Origin of the sequence: Hafnia sp. HMSC23F03, from assembly GCF_001816025.1 — a bacterium.
Taxonomy (GTDB): Bacteria; Pseudomonadota; Gammaproteobacteria; order Enterobacterales; family Enterobacteriaceae; genus Hafnia; species Hafnia paralvei.
Window position 1 is genome coordinate 58,103 of the sequence record NZ_KV824246.1, and the last position, 24,596, is coordinate 82,698.

Here is a 24,596-nt window from a genome sequence, read left to right on the forward strand (position 1 = left end):
TGCCCTTCCGAGCTAAGCGAGCATGTCATGCATCAACCTTCTATCACCGCTATCTCACGCTATCAGTCGTGGCTGAAACAGCAAAATTTGGATGCGGTGATCGTTAATTCAAAACAGAATAAGTTTGCCCATACCGGATTACTTAGCGCATCTGGGTATGTCTTTATCACTCGCACTAGTCAGCACATTCTGGTCGATTCTCGCTACATACAAGAGTTATCTGCTAAATCAGACGGTTATCAGCTGCATTTGATTGATGCCCAGAACAGCGCCGCAGGCCACATCAACCAAATTATTGCATCTGAAAACCTCAAGAAAGTCGGCTTTGAAGGCCAACATTTGAGCTACAGCGACAGCATAAAACTGATGGAAAGCATGAATGTCGAGCTGAAACCCGTCGATGTAGATGTCCTGCGCCAAATCAAAAACGCGTCGGAAATTAGCACGTTAAAATCAGCTTGTCTGATGGCAGACCGTGCCTGTGCTCATATCCGTCAATACATCCAGCCGGGCATGACAGAACATCAGATCGCAACAGAGCTCGAGTGGTTTATGAAGAATGAGGGCGCTGAAAAAACCGCCTTCGATACTATCGTCGCGAGCGGCATTCGCGGTGCGATGCCACATGCGAAGGCATCAACAAAAAGAGTCCAAGCCGGTGAATTTATCACTCTTGATTTTGGTGCCCAGCACCAAGGCTACTGTTCCGATATGACACGAACGTTTCTCGTCAGCGGTTCTCAACCACAGGCCATTGAAGAACATCCTCTGTATGGAATCTACCAAATCGTTCTGCAAGCCCAACTCGCCGCGATTGCCGCCATTCGTCCAGGAGTGCGTTGCTGTGACGTCGATAGGGCCGCCCGTGATGTCATTAGCTCAGCGGGTTATGGCGACCATTTTTCTCATAACACCGGCCATGCGATTGGCATTGATGTCCATGAAAACCCGCGATTTTCCCCGAGCGATACCACTCAGTTACAGCCCGGAATGCTACTCACCGTTGAACCAGGCATTTATCTACCTGAGCGAGGTGGTGTCCGTATTGAAGATGTCGTACTCGTCACCGAAAACGGCGGTGAAGTTTTATATCAGATGCCCAAACAGTTACTGCTTACTGGGGGAGACGCCCAATGAATATCGAATTACTACAGGCATTATCTAACGCCGATGCGATTGCATCGTCCGAGCAGGAAGTGCGAGACATTCTGATTACACATGCCAAGCAGTGCAATAAACCGATTTCTTTTGATGGACTGGGTTCCACGTTGATTAGGCTAAACCAATCCACGGGGCCAAAGATCATGATATGTGCTCATATGGACGAAGTCGGTTTTATGGTGCGCAACATCACGCGCGAAGGTGCAATTGAAGTCATCCCGATCGGCAACGTCCGTCAACTCGCACGTTTTATGCAGCCAGTACGTATCACCACCCAACAGGGCAATAAAGTTCATGGCCTATTGGATGCAGAACTCCATGGCGGTGAATCACGCAACCTGTGCGTTGATATTGGTGCAACCTCCGCCGAGGAAGTGAACAACAGCGGTGTAAGAATCGGCGACCGTGTTACCTATGATAGTGATTTCAAAATATTGACGCCAAACTCCAGAATCATGGGTAAGGCTTTCGACGACCGGCTCGGATGTTACCTGCTGATCGAATTGTTGCACGCATTGTGCAATGTAGAGCTAAACGCGGAAATCTGGCTCGTGGCTTCTTCAAGCGAAGAGGTTGGAATGCGTGGTGGTAAAACAGCGGCCAATATCATCGAACCCGATTTAGCGTTGATTCTCGATACCGCCTGCTGGGCGAAAAACTTTGATTATGGCGCTGCCAACCATCGCCAGATTGGTCAAGGGCCAATGTTGGTAATGTACGATAAAACGATGATCCCCTCCCCTCGTCTTCTGGGTTTTATCCAAGATATCGCGTTGCAGCATCATATCCCGCTACAAACAGATATGTTCAGCAACGGGGGCACCGACGGAGGCAATGTGCATCTGTGTGGACGTGGTATCCCAACGGCGGTTTTAGGCGCGCCTACGCGTCATGGACACTGCGCAGCTTCTATCGCTGATTTGCGCGATCTTGAGCAAACCCAACAACTGTTAATGGCTTTGATAAAGCAGCTAAATTCAGATTCAGTGCAACACCTGACGGATTTTTCGCATTAATTCGGCTTCAGAAAAGGATTTACCATCATGTTAAAGATAGAGTTTCTCTGCCCTCTGCCTAACGGTCTGCACGCCCGTCCTGCCTATGAGCTTAAAGAACAGTGCAGCCTGTTTGATAGTGAGATTATCTTTATTAACCAAAGGGTAGCGCACCGTGCCGATGCTAAAAGTTCATTGGCACTGATCGGCACGGGGACATTATTCAATGACGCCTGTCAGCTAGAAATTCATGGTCATGATGAAGAAAAGGCTTATCGTGCACTAGACCTTTATATCAAACAACGTTTTGCCGATAGTGATAGCGAACCCGAACCCGCCGCCGTGGCCACTTCGCGCGCGCTGCCGCGCTCTCTTTCTCGCTTTCAGCCCTCGCTGATTCAAGGCTATGGCTTATCAGACGGCCTTGGGCATGGTGCACTTTTTATCTATCGCCACACTAGCCTTGATGTGTACAAGTCACAACCCGCCACCGTGCAAGATTTACTCTTACTTGAACACAGCATCATCACCTTAGCCGAACAGCTAAACCAACAGCTGGCAAGCTTGAAGGGACAAAGTAAAACCATCATCAATGCGCATCTGTCTTTAATTCAGGACAAAGAGTTTAGCCAAAATATTGTGCGCCATCTGAACCAACGTAAATGCAGTTTAGCCGTTGCCGCCATTGAGAATATGGAAGAGGTATGCGGAAAATTAGCCAATTCAGCCAGCGAATATCTACGGGAGCGCGTACAGGATATTCGTGACATCACAGCACAGTTGTTACAGGTCGCGTACCCAACCATTAACTTGGGGACGCCCTTAACACTACATAAGCCGACGATTATTGCCGCCGACGATATTACACCCAGCCAATTTTTAAGCTTGGATCGGCAATATCTACAGGGCATGGTTTTAGCCCAAACGGGTCGCACATCGCATACGCTGATCCTCGCCCGCTCATTTGGCATCCCGGTCTTATCCGGCATCGAACTGGAAGCCTTACAACAGCTAGATGATAAAGATGTATTTATTGATGCTCAGTTTGGCGTTTTGGTTACTGAGCCTAACGACGACGTGCGCCATTACTTTGCCGTTGCCATGCAGCTCGAAGAAAAAAATCGAATTCGGCAGCTCCAAATGGCTGACTTACCGGCGGTGACGCGCGATGGTCGCTGTTTAGAGATTGGCGCAAATATTGGCACCGCTCAGGAAGCGCCTGCGGCATTTACCCACGGCGCAGAGGGCGTCGGCTTATTCCGTACCGAAATGCTGTTTATGGATCGTGACAAAGCGCCTGATGAACAAGAGCAGTTCGAAGCCTATCAGCAAGTGTTAATGAATGCGGACAACCACCCAGTCATTTTCCGAACCATGGACATCGGTGGCGATAAAAAAATCAGCTATCTCAATATCCCGCAGGAAGAAAATCCCTTTCTTGGCTATCGCGCCGTGCGTATTTATCCAGAGTTCACCGAGCTATTCACTATTCAACTACGCGCTATTTTGCGTGCAGCCACCGTGGGCTATGCTCGTTTAATGATCCCGATGGTGCACACGCTAGATGAGATTTTATGGGTCAAACAGCAAATCAGTGCAGCCCAGCAATCGCTGAAAAACGAAGGGTTACGTTACGCAGAAACCATTGAGCTCGGCATTATGGTCGAAGTGCCTTCTGTGTGTTTTATCATCGATCATTTCTGCGATGAAGTTGATTTCTTCAGCGTGGGCTCCAATGACATGACACAGTACCTCTATGCCGTGGATCGCAATAATCAGCGCGTCGCCCATCTCTATAACCCTATCACGCCGTCATTCTTACGCATGCTGCGCCAGATTATTGATGTTGCTCACCGCCGCGAGCGTTGGGTTGGTCTATGTGGGGAACTCGGTGGCGAAACTCGCTATCTGCCGCTGCTCATTGGTCTTGGCCTCGATGAACTGAGCATGAGCAGTGCACGTATTCCGGCGGTCAAAGAGCTCGCTCGAAAACTTAATGCTCAAGAATGCATTACCTTGGCCAATCATGCTTGTGAGTGCAAATCAGCGGAAGAGATAGAGATCTTGCTCGATTCATTGGCGATCCCTGCAGATCAGAAACCGTTACTCGCTCTTGAAAACATCATCGTTCCTGCCCACATGACGCGCAAAGAGCAAGTTATTCAGTACCTGTGCGGCAATCTAGCCATGCAAGATCGTACAGATAATCCTATTGAACTCGAGGAGGATATTTGGCAGCGCGAAGATATTGTCACCACCGGCGTCGGTTTTGGTTTTGCTATTCCGCATACTAAATCGCCTCATATTAAGCACTCCAGCATCAGTATTGCTCGGCTGGAGCAAGAAATTGACTGGCAATCGGAAATGGGCAACGTCGATTTCGTTATTATGCTCACGCTAGGCGCTCAAGACAGCGTTAGCCATGTAAAAGTGTTTTCTCAGCTCGCTCGCAAATTAGTGAAAAAAGAATTTCGCGATGCGATGCGTTCGGCAACAGATGCCAGCGCGATTTTGGCGTTACTGCAGGCAGAGCTAACGTTTTAAACTGATAAAAACTGCTTTCTGTATTCTGAAGGCGTTAAACCAAACTGCCGTTTAAACAAACGACAAAAATAGTTGCCGTCGCTGTAACCACAGCGGCGAGCAACCTCATTTACATTCAAATGATACTTCTGCAAAATCATCTTGGCTTTCCCTAACCGCACCCAGTGCAAATAATCAATAAAACTCATATTTCCCTCCAATTGAAAAATACGAGACAAATGATTTGCCGTTATATTGAAAATAGCGGCCGTACTCTCACGGCTTAATGCACCCGCATAATTATCCTGAATATACGTACAGATGCTTTTATAGAGAAAAGCCCCACGCTGTATCTTATTGACAGAGGGCAAACTGAGTTGGCTATGACATACATGCAGCAGGCTTAACACCAGATATCGACTCACATTAGGATCTGTGACTCTCGCGCCTAAATAGCTTAATGCTTGTAAAATATGTTCCAGTTCACCGGCATTTTGCTGGGGAACCTCCAATTTACGCAACCGATGAAATCCTGCAGACGCAGCACGTTTATCAAAGAAGCTAAAGCCAATGTATGACGGAGTAAAAAGCAGGCTCAATAATAAAACGTCTTTCTCCCATGTTGGCTGGCTGCTGCTATATGCAGGGATGAAAAGAAGATCGCCATGCGTTAGCGTTCCATGCCTCAGCTCATCGTCATTCAACCGCGCACGGGTGGTATAGGTTCCGCGCAGAACAATGTCGAGACGCGGAAATTTTACCGCAAGGCCACCCATACTCGGCAGATGGCCTTGACTATCCTGATAACGTTGAGCAAAAAACGTATGTTTAAGCTGTTGTGGATTCAACACCAGCCCGCTCAAGAGTTCAGTAAAAAAAACCTGTTCCGTCAGAGACATATTCCCTCGTTATCGGGCGCGGTATCGTCAGTACTCCTTACCGTACTCACCCCATCAGGCATCCGCTTCGGCTTTCTTCACCGGCACACACATTTCAAAATCCCAGATGCCACTTTCAGTGCCATCATTGTGGTATTTTTCAAAACAGGGCGCATTGATCGGCACGTAGCCGCTACGAGGCAACACTTCGTTGAAAAACTCCATCCAAGGCCGACCAAAATCGCCGTCCTCAACGTGAGCCTGCGCGACGGCGTAAAGCCCACCTTTTAAGGTATCGATTCGCACGCCTTCGCTGTTCGCGGGTAAAACGAAATCAGGTTCAACGGAGATCACCGTATCAACGCGCATCTCTTCCGGCGGCACTTCTTCAGGATTGTCATAATAAATAGCCATCCAGTCGCCATTCTCTGGAATATTGTTATTTTCGATCCACTGATATAGCTTTTGGAATCCCTTGCCAACGTTTTGGTCAAGCGGCCCAACCATTCGAATGCCGGCAAAAACACGCTCAGCGCGCTGCTCTACTATCATCTCCATCGTAACGCCCTCTGTTTAACCATAAAGAGTGAACAAGAAACAACTGTATCCATAAACAGTATTACCAATGATGACAAAAAAGCCAACTTCATATGTTCGCTTCTGTGATTGACTGCGCTTATTTGAATAATCCTCACGCCGTACATCATGCGCAAGCAGCGTCACTACTTCAGCGTGAAGCTTTGCATCAACATCACCGGTTCAGTTCTGAGCTGATCTTTCATCGCGAGCTTCACCGTCCAAACGCCTTTAGGATCCTTCTCTTCGCCCATAAAACCAACGGCAGCATTGGTCATGTAAATCATCTCTGGAGCGCCCCCTAAAACACCATGGAAGCAAGGACGATTCTTTTCAGTCATCGCCACGGTGCCATCTGGCTGAATTATCTGGATATCGCAACTGATATTAACAACATGTAGTGGATTACTTTTCGGATTAGAAAAGAAGCTGAGAATATAGATTGTCTCACCCACTTTTGCTTCATTAACCTTTTTATAAAAAGGGGACGTGCCTGAAGGCGTATTCCATTTTTCCTCCCAGTCGGCGTCTGGGGTGATGATCATCATTCCGCCAAAACCGTCCACTGAACGCCTTGATGCCGTATCCGTTGCGGGGCAGTTATTCTTATCCTTCCAACCGTATGATTGGCTAAAAGACGCCGATGAAAGGCCAAGAAAAAGCGTGGTCACCAGAAACGCTATACGTAATTTCATCAATAAATCTCCTTGTTAATTTGGCCACCGTCAGCCAAGTGTTCCCTACGTTGAGAAATTATAGCGCTGCGCTATGCGGAAAGATTTTATTCATTTACCCCAAGTGCTTATCGTCATTTATTCATAGCGACTACAGGTCACTACCGCGCTGATCCACAAAGAACTGGCGAGCTTACAAATAGTTACATTGGTTTTTATGCACAAAAAAGAAACACCCACCGACATCACACTTTTCTTTGCTAATAACTTGTAAAAAAAATGCAAACAAAAACACAGGAAGTAGCACATGACATCATCTGCCTCAGCGCCTTCACAGGCCAACGCCCGAACCGTATTCCGCGTAACCAGCGGTAATTTTCTCGAGATGTATGATTTTATGGTATTTGGCTACTATGCCAGCGCCATTGCCGACACCTTTTTTCCGACTCAAAGCCCCTTCGCCTCGCTGATGTTAACGCTGATGACCTTCGGCGCTGGCTTCTTGATGCGGCCACTGGGAGCCATCGTGTTAGGCGCTTACATTGATCATCATGGACGCCGTCGTGGTCTGCTGATTACGTTAGGATTAATGGCACTTGGCACGCTGACCATCGCCTGTACGCCGTCCTATCACAGCATTGGCATGGCCGCACCGCTTCTCATTCTGGCTGGACGTTTACTTCAAGGGTTTTCTGCGGGTGTGGAACTGGGAGGCGTGTCCGTTTATCTGTCTGAAATCGCGCCAAAAAACCGCAAAGGCTTTTACGTCAGTTGGCAATCTGGTAGCCAGCAAATTGCCGTGATTTTTGCCGCACTGCTCGGGGTGGCGCTGAATCAGTATTTAGGCAAAAGCGTGATGACTGAGTGGGGATGGCGTATTCCATTTATCGTCGGCTGCTTGATCGTGCCTTTCCTGTTTTATATCCGCCGTATGCTTGAAGAAACAGAAGCCTTTAACCAACGCAAACATCGCCCTAGCATGAGTGAGATCACTCGCTCAGTCGCCAGTAACTGGCAGTTGGTATTGGTTGGCATGTTTATGGTGGTAACAACCACGGTATCGTTCTATCTGATCACCGCATTCACCCCAACCTACGGTAAAACCGTGCTGCAGTTCACCGCACAGCAAAGTTTCTTGGTGACACTGTTGGTCGGCCTGTCCAACCTGTTCTGGCTGCCCGTAATGGGAGCATTGTCAGATAAAGTAGGGCGTCGTCCGCTGCTCTTGCTGTTTAGCGCATTAATGCTGCTGACGTCCTATCCTTCTCTGAGTTGGTTGGTCGCTCATCCTAGTTTTGCCCACTTGGTGGAGGTTGAACTGTGGCTGTCATTTATGTACGCCAGCTATAACGGCGCAATGGTGGTGTGTTTAACCGAAATTATGCCAGCCGAAGTGCGAGCATCGGGTTTCTCCATGGCCTATAGCTTAGCCACTGCCATTTTTGGCGGTTTCACTCCAGCAATTTCCAGCTATCTGATCCACGCTACGGGTGATAAGGCCATGCCAGGATTATGGCTTTCTGCTGCAGCAGCCTGCGGGCTGGTGGCCGCGATTGCTCTGCCAGCGATTCAAAAATTGAATCACCAACGCGCGGTGATAGCGCCGAACAACGGTGTCGCGACGCCGAAATAATTGCACGACGTAGAATGACAGAATAATACCTATGTCCCGACCTTCTTACCGGAAAGTCGGGATTTTGCTTCATAGCGGCCAGAGCCATGCCGCACCGCGTACGCCGCTCGAATCACCGTGTTTAGCCTTTCTCACCGGCGTTTGACACTCACGTCCAAATACCCACGAAGAAATCAGCGGTGGAACTGTGGTGTATAAGCGGTCAACGTTGCTCATTCCGCCACCCAATACCACAACGTCAGGATCGATGATATTAATCACATGAGCTAAAGACTTAGCCAACCGTTGTTCATAGCGCGCTATTGCCTTTTCCGCACGAGGATCGCCTTGGCGCGAGAGCGACATAATCTCTGCGCCAATGCGTTTTTCCCCACCTAAACGCTGATAGTCGGTTTCAAAGCCAGTGCCGGAGATAAACGTCTCAATGCAGCCTGATTTTCCGCAATAACATGCAACCTCTTTCTGGTACTGCCACTCATCTTCATTGAGCCACGGTAACGGATTATGCCCCCACTCTCCTGCGATACCGTTGCCACCCGCGTGAACCCGCCCATCAATAGCAATACCCGATCCGCAGCCCGTGCCGATAATCACCGCAAACACCAGATGGGCACCGGCGGCGGCACCGTCCGTGGCTTCCGATACGGCAAGACAGTTAGCATCATTGGCAAGGCGAACCTCTCGCGATAGACGAGCGCAGAGATCTTTGTCGAGCGGCTTACCATTCAGCCATGTGGAGTTTGCATTTTTTACTAGCCCAGTAAACGGCGATAGCGTCCCCGGGATTCCCACCCCAACGCTGCCTCGCTGGCCGGTTTTTTCTTCGGCTAACTCCACCAGCCCAGCAATAGCTTCAACGGTTTGCGCATAGTCATCCCGTGGCGTAGCAATACGATGGCGAAACAGCTCTCGCCCATCGTTTTCCAGCGCGATGACTTCAATTTTAGTACCGCCTAAATCTATACCAATACGCACATTGCCCCCTCGCAAAACGGATAGTTGATCAGGGCTAGTGTGCAGAATTTCTCAAATAATTAATACTACAGCCGCCCCTCTTTATTCGTTATCATGCGCCCTGTTTAATGCTTATTTTTGTATACCCCAAATAATTCAAGTTGTGGGTCGGCGGCAAACTTATCAATCCTCTGGAGCTGACTAAAGCCAGTGACTGGGGTGAGTAAATGCAGCCCCCTGCCCCACAACGTGAAGTATGACGGGCATAAGCTCACATTGCTAAAACATGGCGCGCGATGCGTCACGATCAGGGACAACGCTAATGCTATGGTTTAAGAATTTATTGGTTTACCGTCTGAGCCGCGACGTTCATCTGGTTCCAGATGAAGTGGAAAAACAGCTGGGTTCTATGGCTTTCACGCCCTGCGGTAGCCAAGATATGGCAAAAACGGGCTGGGTTTCACCGATGGGTTCTCACAGCGATGCTCTGACTCATTACGTCAACGATCAAATCCTGCTATGCGCCCGCAAAGAAGAAAAAATCCTGCCGTCGCCGGTATTAAAACAGGCGCTTCAAGCCAAAATTGAGAAGTTGGAAGGCGAACAGGGCCGTAAGCTAAAGAAAACGGAAAAAGACTCGCTGAAAGACGAAGTGCTGCATACCTTACTGCCGCGCGCGTTTAGCCGTTTCAGCCAAACGTGGCTGTGGATCGATATGGCTAACGGCCTGATTATGGTTGACGCCGCGAGTCCAAAGAAAGCGGAAGATACGCTGGCGCTGTTGCGTAAAAGCTTGGGTTCATTGCCAGTGGTACCATTAACCATGGAAAGCCCAATTGAGCTTACCCTGACCGAATGGGTACGCTCAGGCGAAGTTCCCGCAGGCTTTACGCTGCAAGACGAAGCCGAGCTGAAAGCTATTCTGGAAGAAGGCGGCGTCATCCGCTGTAAAAAACAGGATCTGGTATCCGACGAGATTGCGGTACATATCGAAGCCGGAAAACTCGTCACCAAGCTGGCTTTGGACTGGCAGGAGCGTATTCAACTGGTGCTGTCAGATGACGGCTCGCTGAAGCGTTTGAAATTCTCTGAGACAATTCGCGACCAAAACGAAGATATCGATCGCGATGATTACGCTCAGCGTTTTGATGCCGACTTTATTCTGATGACCAGCGAACTGGCTGCATTGATCAAAAACTTGGTCGAAGCGCTAGGCGGTGAGTCAGAGAAGTAAATCGCGGAAACAAGAACGGGCTGAATTAAACTTCAGCCCGTTAGTTTATACCCAAATTAGCCGATGCGGCTTCAAGAGCAATACGTGTTATTTAGAGCTGCTAGCTCAAATACTTACACAGATACGACGTTGGCTCTGCCACCTGCAAGTTAAACTCACTATGACCCGGCACAAAGAAGGTTTCTCCTGATGAGAACACCTGCCAATCAGGCGCACCCGGAATCAACACACGCAGAGCACCTGTAATGACCGTCATCTCTTCCGGTTTATCGGTTGAGAAGGTGTATTCCCCTGCGTCCATTACGCCAATGCTTTGACGCCCAATGCTGCCACTGTCAAAACCAATCGACTTTACTTTACCAGCAAAATACTCATTTACATTCAACATACTATGGCACCTGTATTGAGAAGGGGTTACTGCATATTGGATGAAAAAACCGGTGCTGTCACTGACTTAGTTCACACTGTGAGAGGCCAGCGAAAGTTATCGCCTCAAGCGCTCACTTACTGAACGTTTAGTAGGCGCTGGCGTCGGTAATTAGCGCAATTTGCGACTGGCTCAGCGTTAAACGCGCCGCCAACGCTAATTCCTCTAGCTGCTTTAATGACGTCGCGCTTGCAATCGGCGCCGTTATCCCCGGCTGAGCAATCTGCCATGCCAGTGCAACGGCAACCGGTGAAGCATCAACCTCATGAGCCACCTGCTCTAGCGCATCGAGAATACCTAATCCCCGATGGTTGAGATATTTCGCCACAATGCCATCGCCACGCGCACTCTTATGCGCATCCTCGGCGCTGCGGTATTTACCTGATAGGAAGCCGCTCGCCAGTGCATAATAGTTAATGACGCCCAAATGCTCTTTTTGCACGAGGGGAGCCAGTTCGAGCTCAAAGTTCTGACGGTCATACAGATTATATTCCGGCTGAATCGTCTCATAGCGGGCTAACCCCAGTTCAGCGCTCACTTCCAACGCTTTCGCCAAGCGCTCTGCACTGTAGTTGGAGGCACCAATAGCGCGTACCTTACCTTCTTTGATTAACGCATCGAAAGCATTCATGGTTTCCGCTAACGGCGTATCGCGATCGTCATCATGTGACTGATAGAGGTCGATATAGTCCGTTTTCAGACGGCGTAAAGAAGCTTCTACGGCTTCGCGAATATAACGCGCCGATAGCCCTTTGCGCTGTTCCCCCATCGGTTTGCCTACTTTCGTGGCAAGAATAATGTGATCGCGTTTGCCACTTTTCTGTAGCCAGTTGCCAATAATCGTTTCAGATTCGCCGCCCCTATTTCCCGGCACCCATGATGAGTAAACATCAGCGGTATCAATGAAGTTCAACTGATGCTCCAACAAAGCGTCGAGTAGGCTAAAGGACGTGGCCTGATCGACCGTCCAACCAAACACGTTGCCACCAAATGTCAGGGTAGGCACTCGAATGCCAGAGCGGCCCAGTTCGCGTAGTTTCATTGCAGTCTCCTGTCTTAAGGTTTGTGAAAACGACGTTGATAACGAATACTATTAACACTAATTATTCACTGTGGCGAAATACCTTAAATAATTCGAATGGTATGGGCCGGCAAGTGAGCTCCCCTCGATGAGCTTACTCTCGTCAGTGATTCGGGTAAGTAAACGTAGCCAACAAAAAGACAACTTGAAGTATGACAGGGTGACAAATCAGTCTAATTACAGAAAGGTCTTACTCTCGCTGACCTATCTTCCACATTTCCTTCATTTTTAGATCGAGCCTAAGGCCTAGAATAGTAAACTGTGATGAGTAACTAATTTTTGTTGGTGATTGGGCCACTACGCCCAATATTTATATTTGCGCATAAGCGCGGATATTTCTCTGGAGAATTCTGTCTGCAATGAGTGCTTTCAATAAACCGACCTCCCGTAAACGCCTTTGGTGGGCGATAGCCATTCTCGTTGTGGCTGGTGTGATTGTTTGGCATTACACCAGCAGCGGCAACGCTGACAAACCTGTCGCGGGCGCAGAACAGGCACAGAAAGGCAGAACAGGTGGAAAAGCAGGTGGACGCCGTGGCGGCAGTGGAATGCTAGCCCCGGTGCAAGCCTCGGAAACGCGCACGTCCAATGTGCCTAACTACTTAACAGGTTTAGGCACGGTAACCGCTGCAAATACCGTCACCGTCCGTAGTCGCGTTGATGGGCAACTGATGAAAATCCACTTCACCGAAGGCCAACAGGTGAAAGCGGGAGATTTATTGGCGGAAATCGATCCGCGTCCGTTTCAGGTGCAGTTAGCTCAAGCACAGGGCCAGTTGGCCAAAGACCAAGCTATTTTAGCTAACGCTCGACGCGATCTAGCGCGTTATCAAAAGCTGAGCAAAACCAATATGGTTTCTCAGCAAGAGTTGGATACTCAGGCATCGTTAGTGACCCAGACTCAGGGCAGCATTGTGGCCGATCAGGGCGCCGTTGACAGCGCCAAACTACAGCTGACCTATAGCCGCATCACCGCACCGATTGATGGACGTGTCGGTTTGAAGCTGGTCGATGAAGGTAACTATATCACCAGCGGTGATACCACCGGCTTAGTGGTGCTTACCCAGACACATCCTATTGATGTGGTTTTCACTCTGCCTGAAAGCAATATCGCCAGCATTCAGCAGGCACAAAAAGAAAACGGTAAGTTAGAAGTGGAAGCATGGGACCGCACCAATCAGCACTTACTCACTACCGGCACCTTGCTGAGCATGGATAACCAGATCGACACCAGCACCGGCACCATCAAAATTAAAGCCCGTTTTGATAACCAAGACGACACGCTATTCCCTAATCAGTTTGTTAACGTTCGTTTGAAAGTATCGACTCAAAGTGACGCCGTGGTGGCTCCTGCCGCAGCGGTACAGATGGGGAATGAAGGTAGCTTTGTGTGGGTGCTAAACGATAAAAATCAGGTCAGCAAGCACGCCGTATCCGTAGGCACCCGTGACGCATCAGAAGTGGTGATTACCGGTGGGCTTTCTGCCGGTGAGCGAGTGGTTACTGACGGTATCGATCAGCTTACGGAAGGTGCAACCGTTGAGGTCATTGCGCCGCACACAGAAAATGCGGCTCAGACTCAGGCCACCAGCGGTAAAGATAAAGATATTCCAGCTAAGCAGACCACTGGTAAACAGGACAAGTCATAATGCAACACATGCCTGTCGGTTCTGAAGAGCCTAAAAACGAGATCCCCTCCACCGGCGGGCCTTCTCGCCTGTTTATTCTCCGCCCAGTTGCTACCACGCTGCTGATGGTGGCCATTCTGCTAGCCGGTATTGTGGGTTATCGCTCACTTTCGGTTTCTGCCTTGCCAGAAGTAGACTATCCGACCATTCAAGTTGTAACGCTCTATCCGGGTGCCAGCCCTGACGTAACCACGTCTGCCATTACCGCACCGTTAGAACGTCAGTTTGGGCAAATGTCGGGGCTGAAACAGATGGCCTCGCAAAGCTCAGGCGGCGCATCGGTGATCACCTTACAGTTCCAACTCAGCCTGTCGCTTGATGTCGCTGAGCAGGAAGTTCAGGCGGCCATTAACGCGGCGACCAACCTTCTTCCTAACGATCTGCCCTATCCGCCGATTTACAGCAAGGTTAACCCTGCCGATCCTCCGATCATGACTATCGCCGTCACCTCCGACGCCGTCGCCATGACGCAGGTGGAAGACATGGTGGAAACGCGCATTTCGCAGAAAATTTCGCAGGTCAGCGGCGTTGGCCTCGTGACTATTTCCGGCGGGCAGCGCCCCGCCGTTCGAGTACGTTTAAATGCACCGGCGGTCGCGGCTTACGGTTTAGACAGTGAAACCATTCGTACTGCCATTGCCAACGCCAACGTTAACTCCGCCAAAGGGAGTTTCGACGGCCCGACGCGCTCGGTTACGCTATCCGCCAATGACCAAATGAAGTCGGCGGAAGACTACCGCGATCTGATAGTGGCTTACTCCAACGGTGCGCCGGTGCGTTTAAGCGACGTGGCAACCATTGAGCAAGCGGCAGAAAATACCAAACTGGCAGCTTGGGCAGACAAAAAACCCGCCATTATTTTGAACGTTCAACGCCAGCCAGGCGCTAACGTCATCACCACCGCTGACAGCATTCAGGCGTTACTGCCACAGCTGACGGAAAGTTTACCGAAATCAGTTAAGCTCACGGTGTTAACCGATCGCACCGAAACCATTCGCGCCTCCGTGAGCGATGTGCAAACTGAGTTACTGCTCGCCATCGCGCTGGTGGTCATGGTGATTTACCTGTTCCTGCGCAACGTTCCGGCCACGATTATTCCCAGCGTCGCCGTACCGCTATCGTTGGTGGGCACATTCGCTGTCATGTACTTTCTTAATTTTTCGATCAACAACCTCACGCTGATGGCGCTGACCATTGCCACGGGATTCGTGGTGGATGATGCGATTGTGGTGATCGAAAACATCTCTCGCTATATCGAAAAAGGGGAAAAGCCGCTCGACGCCGCATTGAAAGGCGCAGGGGAAATCGGTTTTACCATCATCTCGTTAACCTTCTCACTGATCGCCGTACTCATCCCGCTGCTGTTTATGGGTGATATTATTGGCCGTCTATTCCGTGAGTTTGCGGTCACGCTAGCGGTGGCAATCCTCATTTCAGCGGTGGTTTCTCTAACGCTAACGCCAATGATGTGCGCCCGCATGCTCAGCCACGAATCGTTGCGTAAGCAGAACCGTTTCTCCCGCGCCAGCGAGCGTTTCTTTGAGCGCGTAATTGCCAAATACGGCGAATGGCTGAAGGTCGTATTGAATCATCCAATGCTGACGCTAGGCGTTGCACTCAGCACATTGGTGTTGACCGTTTTACTGTACATTTTTATCCCTAAAGGATTTTTCCCAATTCAGGATAACGGCCTGATTCAAGGGACGGTGCAGGCTCCGCAGTCCGTTTCCTTTAGCGAAATGGCGCAGCGCCAGCAAAAACTGGCGGCTGAGATTTTGAAAGATCCTGACGTTGCGAGTCTAAGCTCCTTTATCGGCGTGGATGGGACCAACGCAACGCTAAATAGCGGACGTTTGCAGATCAATCTCAAGCCGTTAGATGAACGTAAAGATCGCGTACAACAGATCATCCCGCGCCTGCAAACCCTGGCCGACAAAATTCCGGGGATTAAGCTGTACCTCCAACCGGTGCAGGATCTCACTATCGATACGCAGGTGAGCCGTACCCAGTATCAATTCACGCTGCAGGCCATGTCGTTGGATCAGCTCAGCGCATGGGTGCCAAAGCTGATCGGTGCACTGCAAGAATCTCCCATGCTCAAAGACGTGAGCAGTGACTGGCAAGATCAAGGTCTGGTCGCTTTTGTCAACGTCAACCGTGATACGGCAAGCCGCTTAGGCGTTACTATGGCTGACGTTGATAACGCGCTGTACAACGCTTTCGGTCAACGCCTGATTTCGACCATTTATACTCAGGCCAACCAATATCGCGTAGTTCTAGAACATAATCAGGATCATACCGACGGCTTAACCGCCTTTAACGATCTGTATTTGACCAGTGCAGACGGTAAAAACGTTCCGCTGAACACCATCGCGACTATTGAAGAGCGCTTCGGGCCGCTGTCGATTAACCATGTCGATCAGTTCCCATCAACGACGGTGTCGTTTAACGTTGCCGATGGCTACTCGCTAGAGCAAGCGATGAAAACCATCACTAGCACTGAGCAACAGCTCAATATGCCGGTAGATATCACCACTCATTTCCAAGGCGCCACGCTGGCGTTTGAATCTGCCTTGGGTAACACGTTGTGGCTGATTGTGGCGGCAATTGTGGCAATGTACATCGTGCTGGGTGTGCTGTATGAAAGCTTTATCCATCCTGTCACCATCCTCTCGACGCTGCCTACCGCCGGTGTGGGGGCGCTGCTCGCGCTGATTATGGCCGGCAGTGAGCTGGATGTCATTGCCATTATCGGCATCATTTTGCTGATTGGTATCGTGAAGAAAAATGCCATCATGATGATCGACTTCGCGCTTGCCGCCGAGCGTGAACAGGGGATGGCACCTTATGATGCAATTTATCAGGCCTGCCTACTGCGCTTCCGCCCTATTCTGATGACGACGCTCGCGGCCTTGCTCGGCGCATTGCCGCTGATGTTAAGCACCGGCGTGGGGGCAGAACTGCGCCAGCCGCTGGGGATTTGTATGGTCGGCGGCCTAGTGATGAGCCAGGTTCTAACGCTGTTTACCACGCCGGTGATCTACCTGCTCTTTGATAAGGTTTCAAGAAATACGCATCCCGCGAAAGATCCACAGGAGAGCACCCAGTGAGATTCTCGCCGTCTAAAGGTTTCTTCGCCTTATTCATCAATCGGCCGGTCGCCACCACGCTGCTGACGCTGGCGATCACCCTATGCGGGATTTTAGGCTTCAAGCTATTACCTATTGCTCCGCTACCGCAGGTGGATTATCCGGTCATTATGGTAAGCGCCTCTTTGCCGGGCGCATCGCCAGAAACCATGGCGTCGTCGGTTGCCACGCCGTTGGAACGCTCACTTGGCCGTATTGCCGGTATCAGCGAGATGACGTCCTCCAGCTCGCTGGGGAGCACTCGCATCATTATCCAGTTTGATTTTAATCGCGATATCAACGGTGCCGCTCGTGATGTACAGGCAGCCATTAACGCGGCGCAAAGCTTACTGCCATCGGGAATGCCAAGCCGCCCTAGCTATCGTAAGGCGAATCCGTCTGACGCGCCGATTATGATCATGACGCTTACGTCAGACACCTACGATCAGGCAAAGCTTTACGATATTGCCTCGACTCAGCTGGCGCAAAAAATCGCGCAGGTTGACGGCGTTGGCGACGTTTCCGTTGGGGGGAGTTCACTGCCTGCTGTGCGGATCGAGCTCAATCCTGAAGCCTTATTTAATCAGGGCGTTTCGCTCGATAGCGTGCGAACGTCGATTGCCAACGCCAACGTTCGCCGTCCACAGGGGGCGATCGAAAAGAACGATAAACGCTGGCAGGTACAAGCTAACGATGAGATTAAAACCGCGCAGGATTACCAGCCGTTAATTATTCATTACAACAACGGCTCCGCGGTACGTCTAAGCGACGTGGCTAACGTGAAGGATTCGGTCGAAAACGTGCGTAATGCCGGTATGACCAATGCTAAACCCGCCATTCTGATCATGATCCGTCGCAGCGCTGATGCCAACATTATTGAAACCGTCGATCGCATACGCGAACAGATCCCCGAGTTTCGTGCTCTGATCCCTGCGTCCATCGATCTGCAGGTGGCTCAAGATCGTTCACCTACGATCCGCGCCTCGCTTGACGAAGTAGAAAGTTCGCTGGCGATCGCCGTGGGATTGGTGATCATGGTGGTGTTCTTGTTCCTGCGTTCGGGCCGCGCCACGCTGATCCCTGCCGTTGCCGTACCGGTTTCATTGATCGGCACCTTTGCCGCTATGTATCTGTGCGATTTTAGCCTGAATAACCTATCGCTGATGGCGCTCACCATTGCGACCGGTTTTGTCGTGGATGATGCCATCGTCGTGCTGGAAAACATTTCTCGCCACGTTGAGGCAGGAATGAAACCGAAAAAAGCTGCGCTCATCGGCGCACGAGAAGTGGGCTTCACCGTGCTGTCGATGAGTCTGTCGTTGGTCGCAGTCTTCATTCCATTGCTGTTAATGAGCGGATTGCCAGGGCGTCTATTCCGTGAGTTTTCGGTTACGCTCTCCGTGGCGATCGGCATCTCACTGGTGGTATCCCTGACATTAACCCCCATGATGTGTGCCTATCTGCTTAAGCAGCGCCCTTCGCGCCATCAGGAACGTATTCGTGGCTTCGGCAAGCTGCTGCTAAAACTCCAGCAAGGCTATGGCAAAAGTTTAAGCTGGGTGCTGGATCACGCGCGCTGGGTGCTACTGATCCTGATAGCGACGATTGGGTTAAACGTCTGGCTGTATATTTCCATCCCCAAAACGTTCTTCCCAGAACAGGACGTTGGTCGTTTGATGGGCTTTATTCAAGCTGACCAAAGCATTTCATTTCAGGCAATGCGCGGTAAGCTGCAAGACTTCATGAAAATCGTGCGTAACGATCCAGACGTGGATAACGTGACCGGCTTTACCGGTGGTTCAAGCACTAACAGCGGCATGATGTTTATCTCATTGAAACCATTGAGCGAACGTAAAGACAGCGCCCAACAGGTTATCGCTCGCCTACGAGGAAAACTAGCCAAAGAACCCGGTGCCAATCTGTTTTTAATGGCAGAGCAAGATATTCGCGTTGGTGGCCGTCAGGGAAATGCGAGCTATCAATACACGCTGCTTTCCGACGATCTCAGCGAGCTACGCAAGTGGGAACCTAAGATCCGTGCCGCATTCGCCAAGCTGCCCGAACTCGCTGATGTCAGCTCTGATCAGCAGGACAAAGGCTCAGAGCTGGCGCTGATCTACGATCGTGAAAACATGGCGCGGTTGGGTATCAACGTTGCCGACGCTAACGACTTGCTGAATAACGCCTTCGGCCAACGGCAGATTTCGACTATTTATCAACCACTCAATCAATATCACGTGGTGATGGAGGTCGCGCCGGAGTATACGCAGGATGAAAGTTCGCTGGACAAAATGTTTGTGATTAACAGCGATGGCAAGGCCATCCCACTATCCTATTTTGCCAAGTGGCAACCAGCCAATGCCCCACTGTCGGTCAACCATCAAGGCTTAACCGCGGCGTCAACCATCTCCTTCAACCTGCCTGAAGGCAAAGCGCTGTCAGATGCCTCTGCCGCCATCGAGCGCACCATGACGGCATTAGGTGTGCCGAATACGGTACGCGGCACTTTCGCCGGTACTGCTCAGGTCTTTCAGGATACGCAAAATTCGCAGATCGTTTTGATTCTGGCCGCCATCGCAACGGTGTATATCGTGCTAGGCATATTGTATGAAAGCTATGTGCACCCGCTGACCATTCTGTCGACGCTGCCTTCAGCGGGCATCGGGGCACTATTAGCATTGGAAATGTTTGGCGCGCCCTTTAGCCTGATTGCCCTGATTGGCATTATGCTGTTGATAGGTATAGTGAAAAAGAACGCTATCATGATGGTCGATTTTGCCCTTGAGGCCGAACGCAACGGCGGTATGAGCGCACGTGACGCGATATTCCAAGCCAGCTTACTGCGTTTCCGCCCAATAATGATGACCACGTTGGCGGCGCTGTTTGGCGCTCTGCCGTTAGCATTTAGCAGCGGCGATGGCGCAGAACTGCGTCAGCCGCTGGGGATAACCATTGCTGGTGGTCTGATCATGAGCCAGCTATTAACGCTCTACACGACGCCGGTGGTCTATCTCTATTTTGACCGACTGCGCAGCCGTTTTAGTAAAGTAAAAACGCTGAAACCGCTGCCGAGATAGATCTCATACAGCGGCACATTACCGGACAGCTGAGCGGAAAACGGCGGAGGCATGCCCCTTGCCTAAATTATTGTTTAAACAATCGGAGTTTTATCCATGCCTGAACAATCCGCCTCGGTTCGCTGGCAGCTATGGATTGTCGCCTTTGGCTTCTTCATGCAAACGTTGGATACCACCATCGTTAACACCGCGCTGCCCGCAATGGCAGCCAGTCTCGGCGAAAGTCCGCTGCGCATGCAGTCGGTGGTGGTCGCCTATGTATTGACCGTGGCGGTAATGCTACCGGCCAGCGGCTGGCTTGCCGATCGGGTGGGCGTAAAGCGCGTTTTTTTCAGCGCTATCGTCCTGTTTACGCTCGGTTCGCTGTTTTGTGCGCAGGCTGAAACCCTCAACCAATTGCTGATGGCTCGTGTATTACAAGGCGTCGGCGGAGCCATGATGGTTCCGGTGGGGCGTTTGACCGTCATGAAAATTGTGCCACGCAGCCAATATATGGCAGCGATGACGTTTGTCACCCTCCCCGGCCAAATCGGTCCACTGGTCGGCCCGGCGTTGGGTGGTTTTCTGGTGCAATACGCCAGTTGGCACTGGATCTTTCTGATTAACTTACCGGTGGGAATTGTGGGTGCAATCGCCACCCTGTGGCTAATGCCTAACTACAGCATGCAAACTCGTCGCTTTGACATTCGAGGTTTTGTCATGCTGGCGATGGGTATGGCAACGCTCACGTTGGCACTCGACGGCCACAAAGGGCTCGGGCTAGATACCAATATGATTTATGGTTTGGTACTTTCTGGCGGAATCGCATTAGCCAGTTATTATTGGCACGCCAAACGCAGCGACGCCCCGCTGTTTAGCCTAGATCTGATGAAAACACCGACCTTTTCACTGGGGCTCAGCGGCAGCTTTCTAGGACGCATCGGCAGCGGAATGTTGCCCTTCATGACGCCGATATTTCTGCAAATCGGCATGGGGTTCTCGCCGTTCCACGCCGGGCTAATGATGATCCCAATGATCATCGGCAGTATGGGCATGAAGCGTATCGTGGTGCGAGTGGTGAATCAGTTCGGCTACCGGCGCGTATTGGTCTGCGCCACGCTGGCGTTAGCGGCCGTCAGTTTGGCTCTGCCGTTCAGCGCGATGTATATCAGTCTATGGGTGATCCCCGTGGTGCTATTTTTCCAAGGCATGATCAATGCCATGCGCTTTTCATCCATGAATACGCTGACCCTCAAAGATTTACCTGATGAACTCGCCAGCAGCGGCAACAGTCTGTTATCGATGATCATGCAACTCTCAATGAGCCTTGGTGTAAGCATTGCAGGTCTGCTGTTGGGCTTGTTCTCTCATCATCAAATCACCGCTGACAGCGCGGCGATCCATCAGGCATTTTTGCTCACTTATGGCTGTATCGCGCTGATTATCGCCCTTCCCGCGCTGGTGTTTTTACGTGTACCGGACGACACCTTAGAAAACAACACCCTTGAACGTACCGCGCGTCGCCGCAAGGAGAACTCATGAAACTTGGCATTACTGGCAAACTGTTTCTTGCCATCTTCTCCACCTGCATTCTAGTGCTGATCACCATGCACTGGGGCGTTCGGGTCAGTTTCGAGCGCGGCTTTATTGACTACATTAAACACGGCAATGAGCAACGTGTTCGCCTGCTCGCCGCCGAACTGGAAGAACGCTACGCGCAGGCCGGAAACTGGCGTTTTTTGCGCCATAATGACCGCGTGATTTTCCAGATTATGCATAACATTGAACAAAGCAACGAAGGTAACGATACGCTCCCCCCACACGGCTGGCGCACACCGTTTTGGGTAATTGATAGCCGCAACCGTAAAATGGTGGGGCCGCCGGGCGACATTCCAAGTGAAGGCACACGCCAACCCGTGATGTATCAGGGCCAGACCGTCGGCTGGGTCCTCACGACGCCACCAGAACGTTTAACGCGTAATACCGATATTAATTTTGACCTTCAGCAAAGACGCACCAGTTGGCTCATTGTTGCGCTAGCAACATTGCTCGCGGCGGCGGTGACATGGGCGCTGTCCCGCAGCATGCTGGCTCCAGTGAAGCGGTTGGTCAACGCCATGCACAAATTGGCAGCAGGAAATTTCTCGACGCGCGTTGAAGTGGAGTCACGCGACGAATTAGGTAAACTGGCACAGGATTTTAACCAGCTCGCGATTACGCTTGAAAAAAACGAGCATATGCGCCGAGCATTAATGGCTGATGTTTCACACGAACTACGCACACCGCTGGCGGTGCTGCGTGGAGAATTGGAGGCGATGCAGGATGGCGTGCGCCAGATGACGCAGGATTCGCTCGCGTCGTTGCAAGCCGAAGTAGAAACGTTAACCAAATTGGTCAATGACCTGCATCAGCTCTCTATGTCCGACGCCGGTGCCTTGGCCTATCGCAAACAGCACATTGATGTGATTCATCTGGTTCAGTTGGCTGCCAGTGCATTTCATGATCGCTTTAATTTAAAAAATATCACGCTCTCGCTCGATTTACCGGAGAAAGCCTGCGTATTTGGTGATCCCGACCGTTTATTGCAACTCTTCAATAATCTGTTCGAAAATAGCCTGCGCTACACTGACGGCAATGGGCAATTGCAGGTTAAAGGACAAATCAGCGATACCTCTCTTCAACTCTACTGGCAAGATAGCGCCCCCGGCGTGACCGACGAGCAACTTGAAAAGATATTCGAACGTTTTTACCGCGCGGAAGGCTCGCGGAACCGCGCCAGCGGCGGCTCAGGCCTCGGCTTATCGATTTGCCAAAATATTGTTGAAGCACATAGCGGCGTAATGGTCGCAGAGCATTCTCCACTGGGAGGCTTAACCATCAGCCTGCAATTGCCGCTTGATACGGAAAACTATAAAAGGTAATTGATATGAACAGTATCACTGGAAGTATGGCCATCGACCCATCAGGGCAACATGTATTGATCGTTGAAGACGAACCCAAGCTGGGTCAGCTCCTCATCGATTATCTCACCGCTGGCGGCTACCAGCCCCATCTCTTGGCTGATGGCAACGCGGTGCTGCCGTATGTGCATCAAACACCGCCGGATTTGATTCTGCTGGATTTGATGCTGCCGGGTACCGATGGGCTCACGTTATGCCGTGAAATCCGCCGTTTCTCCGACGTCCCTATCGTCATGGTGACCGCTAAAATTGAAGAAATAGACCGCCTATTGGGATTAGAAATTGGCGCGGATGATTACATCTGTAAGCCATATAGCCCGAGAGAGGTCGTCGCACGCGTGAAAACTATCCTGCGGCGCTGTGTACGCAGAACCGAAGCCAATGCAGAACCGATGTTAATCATCGATGAAAATCGCTATCAAGCCAGCTTCCAAGATCAATTACTGGACTTAACGCCCGCCGAATTCAGGCTATTAAAAACGCTAGCGACTCAACCCGGTACGGTACTGTCTCGCGAACAGTTGCTGAACCATCTTTATGACGACTATCGAGTGGTGACCGATCGCACCGTAGACAGTCATATTAAAAATCTGCGCCGTAAACTCGAACAGCTTGAAAACGGCGAGCCGTTTATTCGTTCGGTCTATGGCATCGGTTATCGTTGGGAAGGCACACCGTGTAAAGTGCTGTAAAAATTAACTCTGGCTCCCGCGTCATCGCGGGAGCACGACGTTTATCGACCTCGCCCTCTCCTGCAAATATTCAGCCATTGTCTATACTTACCTTGATTTATTTAGCATGAAAAGTATCCACGCTCATTAGCGCAGTTAATTGAATACGGCTATGTAGATTTAAGGAGATACCCATGGCAATCGGCTATTACGAAATTAAAAAAGCGAAGAACGGACAGTTCCACTTTAATCTGAAAGCAAGCAATGGTGAGATTATTCTCTCCAGCGAGATGTATGCCAGCAAGGCATCCGCCGATAACGGCATCGCCTCAGTGCAGGCTAATTCACCCGACGAAGCACAGTTTGAGATAAAAAATAGCAGCAGCGATCAACCCTATTTTGTTCTCAAAGCGAAAAACCATCAGGTGATTGGCACTAGCGAAATGTATAGCTCTGAAAGCGCCGCCAAGAAAGGGATTCAGTCGGTAGTGAAAAACGGTGCGACAACAGACATTAGGGATTTGACGCACGGTTGAAGCATGGCGGCTAACGCGAATTAATCTTTTGTAACCAGTGTAAAGGTCTACTCACCTATAGCTCCCCAACCCCGCCAGAGCATCCCTGTAACGGCGGGGCTACCAAAACTTCCTCCCCATTGAGAGTTTTTCCTCAAAATCAGACTTACGTAGCCAACGTTAAAAACAAAAATGTTTTTTTCTATCGTCCTATAACCATATTCTTTGCAACTGATTATTCTTCTCGTGAGACTCTAACTAAAAACTCATTGTAATAATTCATCTTATCCATTGCATGTAAAGACCTTGTCTTTATGAGGTTTATTCAGTATTTATGACTATCTATAAACCCGTTTTAAAGAATGTATCTTTGCAGCCTAAAATTAAGGGGAGACTACTCTAATCGCAATGCATGAGAATTATTTATCAATATACCCATCTA

Annotated in this window: 18 protein-coding genes; 12 read left to right on the forward strand and 6 right to left on the reverse strand. The window is 50.4% G+C overall.

Going from position 1 to position 24,596, the window contains the following annotated elements; genetic code table 11:
• The first annotated feature begins 42 nt into the window (after positions 1-42).
• Genes ypdF through ptsP form a run of 3 tightly spaced genes read left to right on the forward strand, consistent with a single transcriptional unit; the run spans position 43 to position 4,700 of the window.
• Complete coding sequence (gene ypdF, locus HMPREF3091_RS21310; protein ID WP_070719034.1) at positions 43-1,137, forward strand: aminopeptidase; 1,095 nt, start codon at positions 43-45, stop codon at positions 1,135-1,137.
• The gene (ypdE, locus tag HMPREF3091_RS21315; protein ID WP_070718893.1) at positions 1,134-2,177 is read left to right on the forward strand and encodes an aminopeptidase; all 1,044 of its coding nucleotides are present in this window, start codon (positions 1,134-1,136) and stop codon (positions 2,175-2,177) included. Before ypdF ends, ypdE begins: the two co-directional genes overlap by 4 nt.
• A 27-nt stretch (positions 2,178-2,204) precedes the next feature.
• On the forward strand, positions 2,205-4,700 hold the full coding sequence (gene ptsP / locus HMPREF3091_RS21320) for a phosphoenolpyruvate--protein phosphotransferase (protein WP_070718896.1): 2,496 nt from the start codon (positions 2,205-2,207) through the stop codon (positions 4,698-4,700).
• On the opposite strand, the gene HMPREF3091_RS21325 is transcribed toward ptsP, so the two are convergent.
• The 3 genes from HMPREF3091_RS21325 to HMPREF3091_RS21335 form a co-directional block, all read right to left on the reverse strand.
• Entirely contained in the window at positions 4,697-5,578 is an 882-nt protein-coding gene (locus HMPREF3091_RS21325; RefSeq protein WP_004091942.1) for a helix-turn-helix transcriptional regulator, read from the reverse strand. The two genes, ptsP and HMPREF3091_RS21325, sit on opposite strands and share 4 nt — an antisense overlap.
• Positions 5,579-5,632: 54 nt before the next feature.
• Positions 5,633-6,115, reverse strand: a complete 483-nt coding sequence (gene sbmC / locus HMPREF3091_RS21330) for a DNA gyrase inhibitor SbmC (protein WP_004091941.1) — start codon at positions 6,113-6,115, stop codon at positions 5,633-5,635.
• A gap of 164 nt (positions 6,116-6,279) precedes the next feature.
• On the reverse strand, positions 6,280-6,828 hold the full coding sequence (locus HMPREF3091_RS21335) for a hypothetical protein (RefSeq protein ID WP_070718898.1): 549 nt from the start codon (positions 6,826-6,828) through the stop codon (positions 6,280-6,282).
• A gap of 286 nt (positions 6,829-7,114) precedes the next feature.
• On the opposite strand from HMPREF3091_RS21335, the gene HMPREF3091_RS21340 reads away from it, so the two are divergent.
• Entirely contained in the window at positions 7,115-8,440 is a 1,326-nt protein-coding gene (locus HMPREF3091_RS21340; protein ID WP_070718900.1) for an MFS transporter, read from the forward strand.
• Positions 8,441-8,509: 69 nt separating this feature from the next.
• Here the strand turns inward: HMPREF3091_RS21340 and mak are convergent, their stop codons facing one another.
• Positions 8,510-9,415 carry a fructokinase gene (mak, locus tag HMPREF3091_RS21345; RefSeq protein WP_070718901.1) on the reverse strand — a complete coding sequence of 302 codons (906 nt, stop codon included), beginning with the start codon at positions 9,413-9,415 and terminating at the stop codon, positions 8,510-8,512.
• A 301-nt stretch (positions 9,416-9,716) separates the two neighbouring features.
• Here mak and rdgC point away from each other — a divergent pair, with 301 nt between their 5' ends.
• Positions 9,717-10,628: a recombination-associated protein RdgC gene (gene rdgC, locus HMPREF3091_RS21350; RefSeq protein ID WP_070718904.1), complete on the forward strand. Its 912-nt coding sequence runs from the start codon at positions 9,717-9,719 to the stop codon at positions 10,626-10,628.
• 100 nt (positions 10,629-10,728) lie between these two features.
• Here rdgC and ppnP read toward each other — a convergent pair whose 3' ends face one another.
• Both ppnP and HMPREF3091_RS21360 read right to left on the reverse strand, forming a co-directional pair.
• A complete protein-coding gene (gene ppnP / locus HMPREF3091_RS21355; RefSeq protein WP_004091927.1) occupies positions 10,729-11,016 on the reverse strand; it encodes a pyrimidine/purine nucleoside phosphorylase in 288 nt (95 codons plus the stop codon).
• A gap of 127 nt (positions 11,017-11,143) precedes the next feature.
• Positions 11,144-12,097, reverse strand: a complete 954-nt coding sequence (locus tag HMPREF3091_RS21360; RefSeq protein ID WP_070718907.1) for an aldo/keto reductase — start codon at positions 12,095-12,097, stop codon at positions 11,144-11,146.
• Positions 12,098-12,495: 398 nt separating this feature from the next.
• Here HMPREF3091_RS21360 and HMPREF3091_RS21365 point away from each other — a divergent pair, with 398 nt between their 5' ends.
• The 7 genes from HMPREF3091_RS21365 (at position 12,496) to HMPREF3091_RS21395 (ending at position 24,175) form a co-directional block, all read left to right on the forward strand.
• Positions 12,496-13,785 carry an MdtA/MuxA family multidrug efflux RND transporter periplasmic adaptor subunit gene (locus HMPREF3091_RS21365; protein WP_070718910.1) on the forward strand — a complete coding sequence of 430 codons (1,290 nt, stop codon included), beginning with the start codon at positions 12,496-12,498 and terminating at the stop codon, positions 13,783-13,785.
• Positions 13,785-16,934, forward strand: coding sequence for an MdtB/MuxB family multidrug efflux RND transporter permease subunit (locus HMPREF3091_RS21370; protein ID WP_070718913.1), 3,150 nt, complete (start codon positions 13,785-13,787; stop codon positions 16,932-16,934). The genes HMPREF3091_RS21365 and HMPREF3091_RS21370 overlap by 1 nt, the downstream gene beginning before the upstream one ends.
• Positions 16,931-20,029, forward strand: coding sequence for a multidrug efflux RND transporter permease subunit MdtC (mdtC, locus tag HMPREF3091_RS21375; protein ID WP_070718916.1), 3,099 nt, complete (start codon positions 16,931-16,933; stop codon positions 20,027-20,029). The genes HMPREF3091_RS21370 and mdtC overlap by 4 nt, the downstream gene beginning before the upstream one ends.
• Positions 20,030-20,125: 96 nt before the next feature.
• A complete protein-coding gene (gene mdtD, locus HMPREF3091_RS21380; protein WP_004091909.1) occupies positions 20,126-21,550 on the forward strand; it encodes a multidrug transporter subunit MdtD in 1,425 nt (474 codons plus the stop codon).
• Complete coding sequence (gene baeS / locus HMPREF3091_RS21385; RefSeq protein ID WP_070718919.1) at positions 21,547-22,929, forward strand: envelope stress sensor histidine kinase BaeS; 1,383 nt, start codon at positions 21,547-21,549, stop codon at positions 22,927-22,929. Before mdtD ends, baeS begins: the two co-directional genes overlap by 4 nt.
• A gap of 26 nt (positions 22,930-22,955) precedes the next feature.
• The gene (gene baeR, locus HMPREF3091_RS21390; protein ID WP_193763953.1) at positions 22,956-23,660 is read left to right on the forward strand and encodes an envelope stress response regulator BaeR; all 705 of its coding nucleotides are present in this window, start codon (positions 22,956-22,958) and stop codon (positions 23,658-23,660) included.
• Positions 23,661-23,833: 173 nt separating this feature from the next.
• Complete coding sequence (locus tag HMPREF3091_RS21395; protein WP_004091895.1) at positions 23,834-24,175, forward strand: YegP family protein; 342 nt, start codon at positions 23,834-23,836, stop codon at positions 24,173-24,175.
• Positions 24,176-24,596: the final 421 nt, after the last annotated feature.

Coding starts and splice junctions, on each gene's coding strand:
- ypdE (WP_070718893.1), top strand. CDS start 1,134: ATGAATATCGAATTACTACAGGCATTATCTAACGCCGATGCGATTGCA.
- ptsP (WP_070718896.1), top strand. CDS start 2,205: ATGTTAAAGATAGAGTTTCTCTGCCCTCTGCCTAACGGTCTGCACGCC.
- HMPREF3091_RS21325 (WP_004091942.1), bottom strand. CDS start 5,578: ATGTCTCTGACGGAACAGGTTTTTTTTACTGAACTCTTGAGCGGGCTG.
- sbmC (WP_004091941.1), bottom strand. CDS start 6,115: ATGGAGATGATAGTAGAGCAGCGCGCTGAGCGTGTTTTTGCCGGCATT.
- HMPREF3091_RS21335 (WP_070718898.1), bottom strand. CDS start 6,828: ATGAAATTACGTATAGCGTTTCTGGTGACCACGCTTTTTCTTGGCCTT.
- HMPREF3091_RS21340 (WP_070718900.1), top strand. CDS start 7,115: ATGACATCATCTGCCTCAGCGCCTTCACAGGCCAACGCCCGAACCGTA.
- rdgC (WP_070718904.1), top strand. CDS start 9,717: ATGCTATGGTTTAAGAATTTATTGGTTTACCGTCTGAGCCGCGACGTT.
- ppnP (WP_004091927.1), bottom strand. CDS start 11,016: ATGTTGAATGTAAATGAGTATTTTGCTGGTAAAGTAAAGTCGATTGGT.
- HMPREF3091_RS21360 (WP_070718907.1), bottom strand. CDS start 12,097: ATGAAACTACGCGAACTGGGCCGCTCTGGCATTCGAGTGCCTACCCTG.
- HMPREF3091_RS21365 (WP_070718910.1), top strand. CDS start 12,496: ATGAGTGCTTTCAATAAACCGACCTCCCGTAAACGCCTTTGGTGGGCG.
- HMPREF3091_RS21370 (WP_070718913.1), top strand. CDS start 13,785: ATGCAACACATGCCTGTCGGTTCTGAAGAGCCTAAAAACGAGATCCCC.
- mdtD (WP_004091909.1), top strand. CDS start 20,126: ATGCCTGAACAATCCGCCTCGGTTCGCTGGCAGCTATGGATTGTCGCC.
- baeS (WP_070718919.1), top strand. CDS start 21,547: ATGAAACTTGGCATTACTGGCAAACTGTTTCTTGCCATCTTCTCCACC.
- baeR (WP_193763953.1), top strand. CDS start 22,956: ATGGCCATCGACCCATCAGGGCAACATGTATTGATCGTTGAAGACGAA.
- HMPREF3091_RS21395 (WP_004091895.1), top strand. CDS start 23,834: ATGGCAATCGGCTATTACGAAATTAAAAAAGCGAAGAACGGACAGTTC.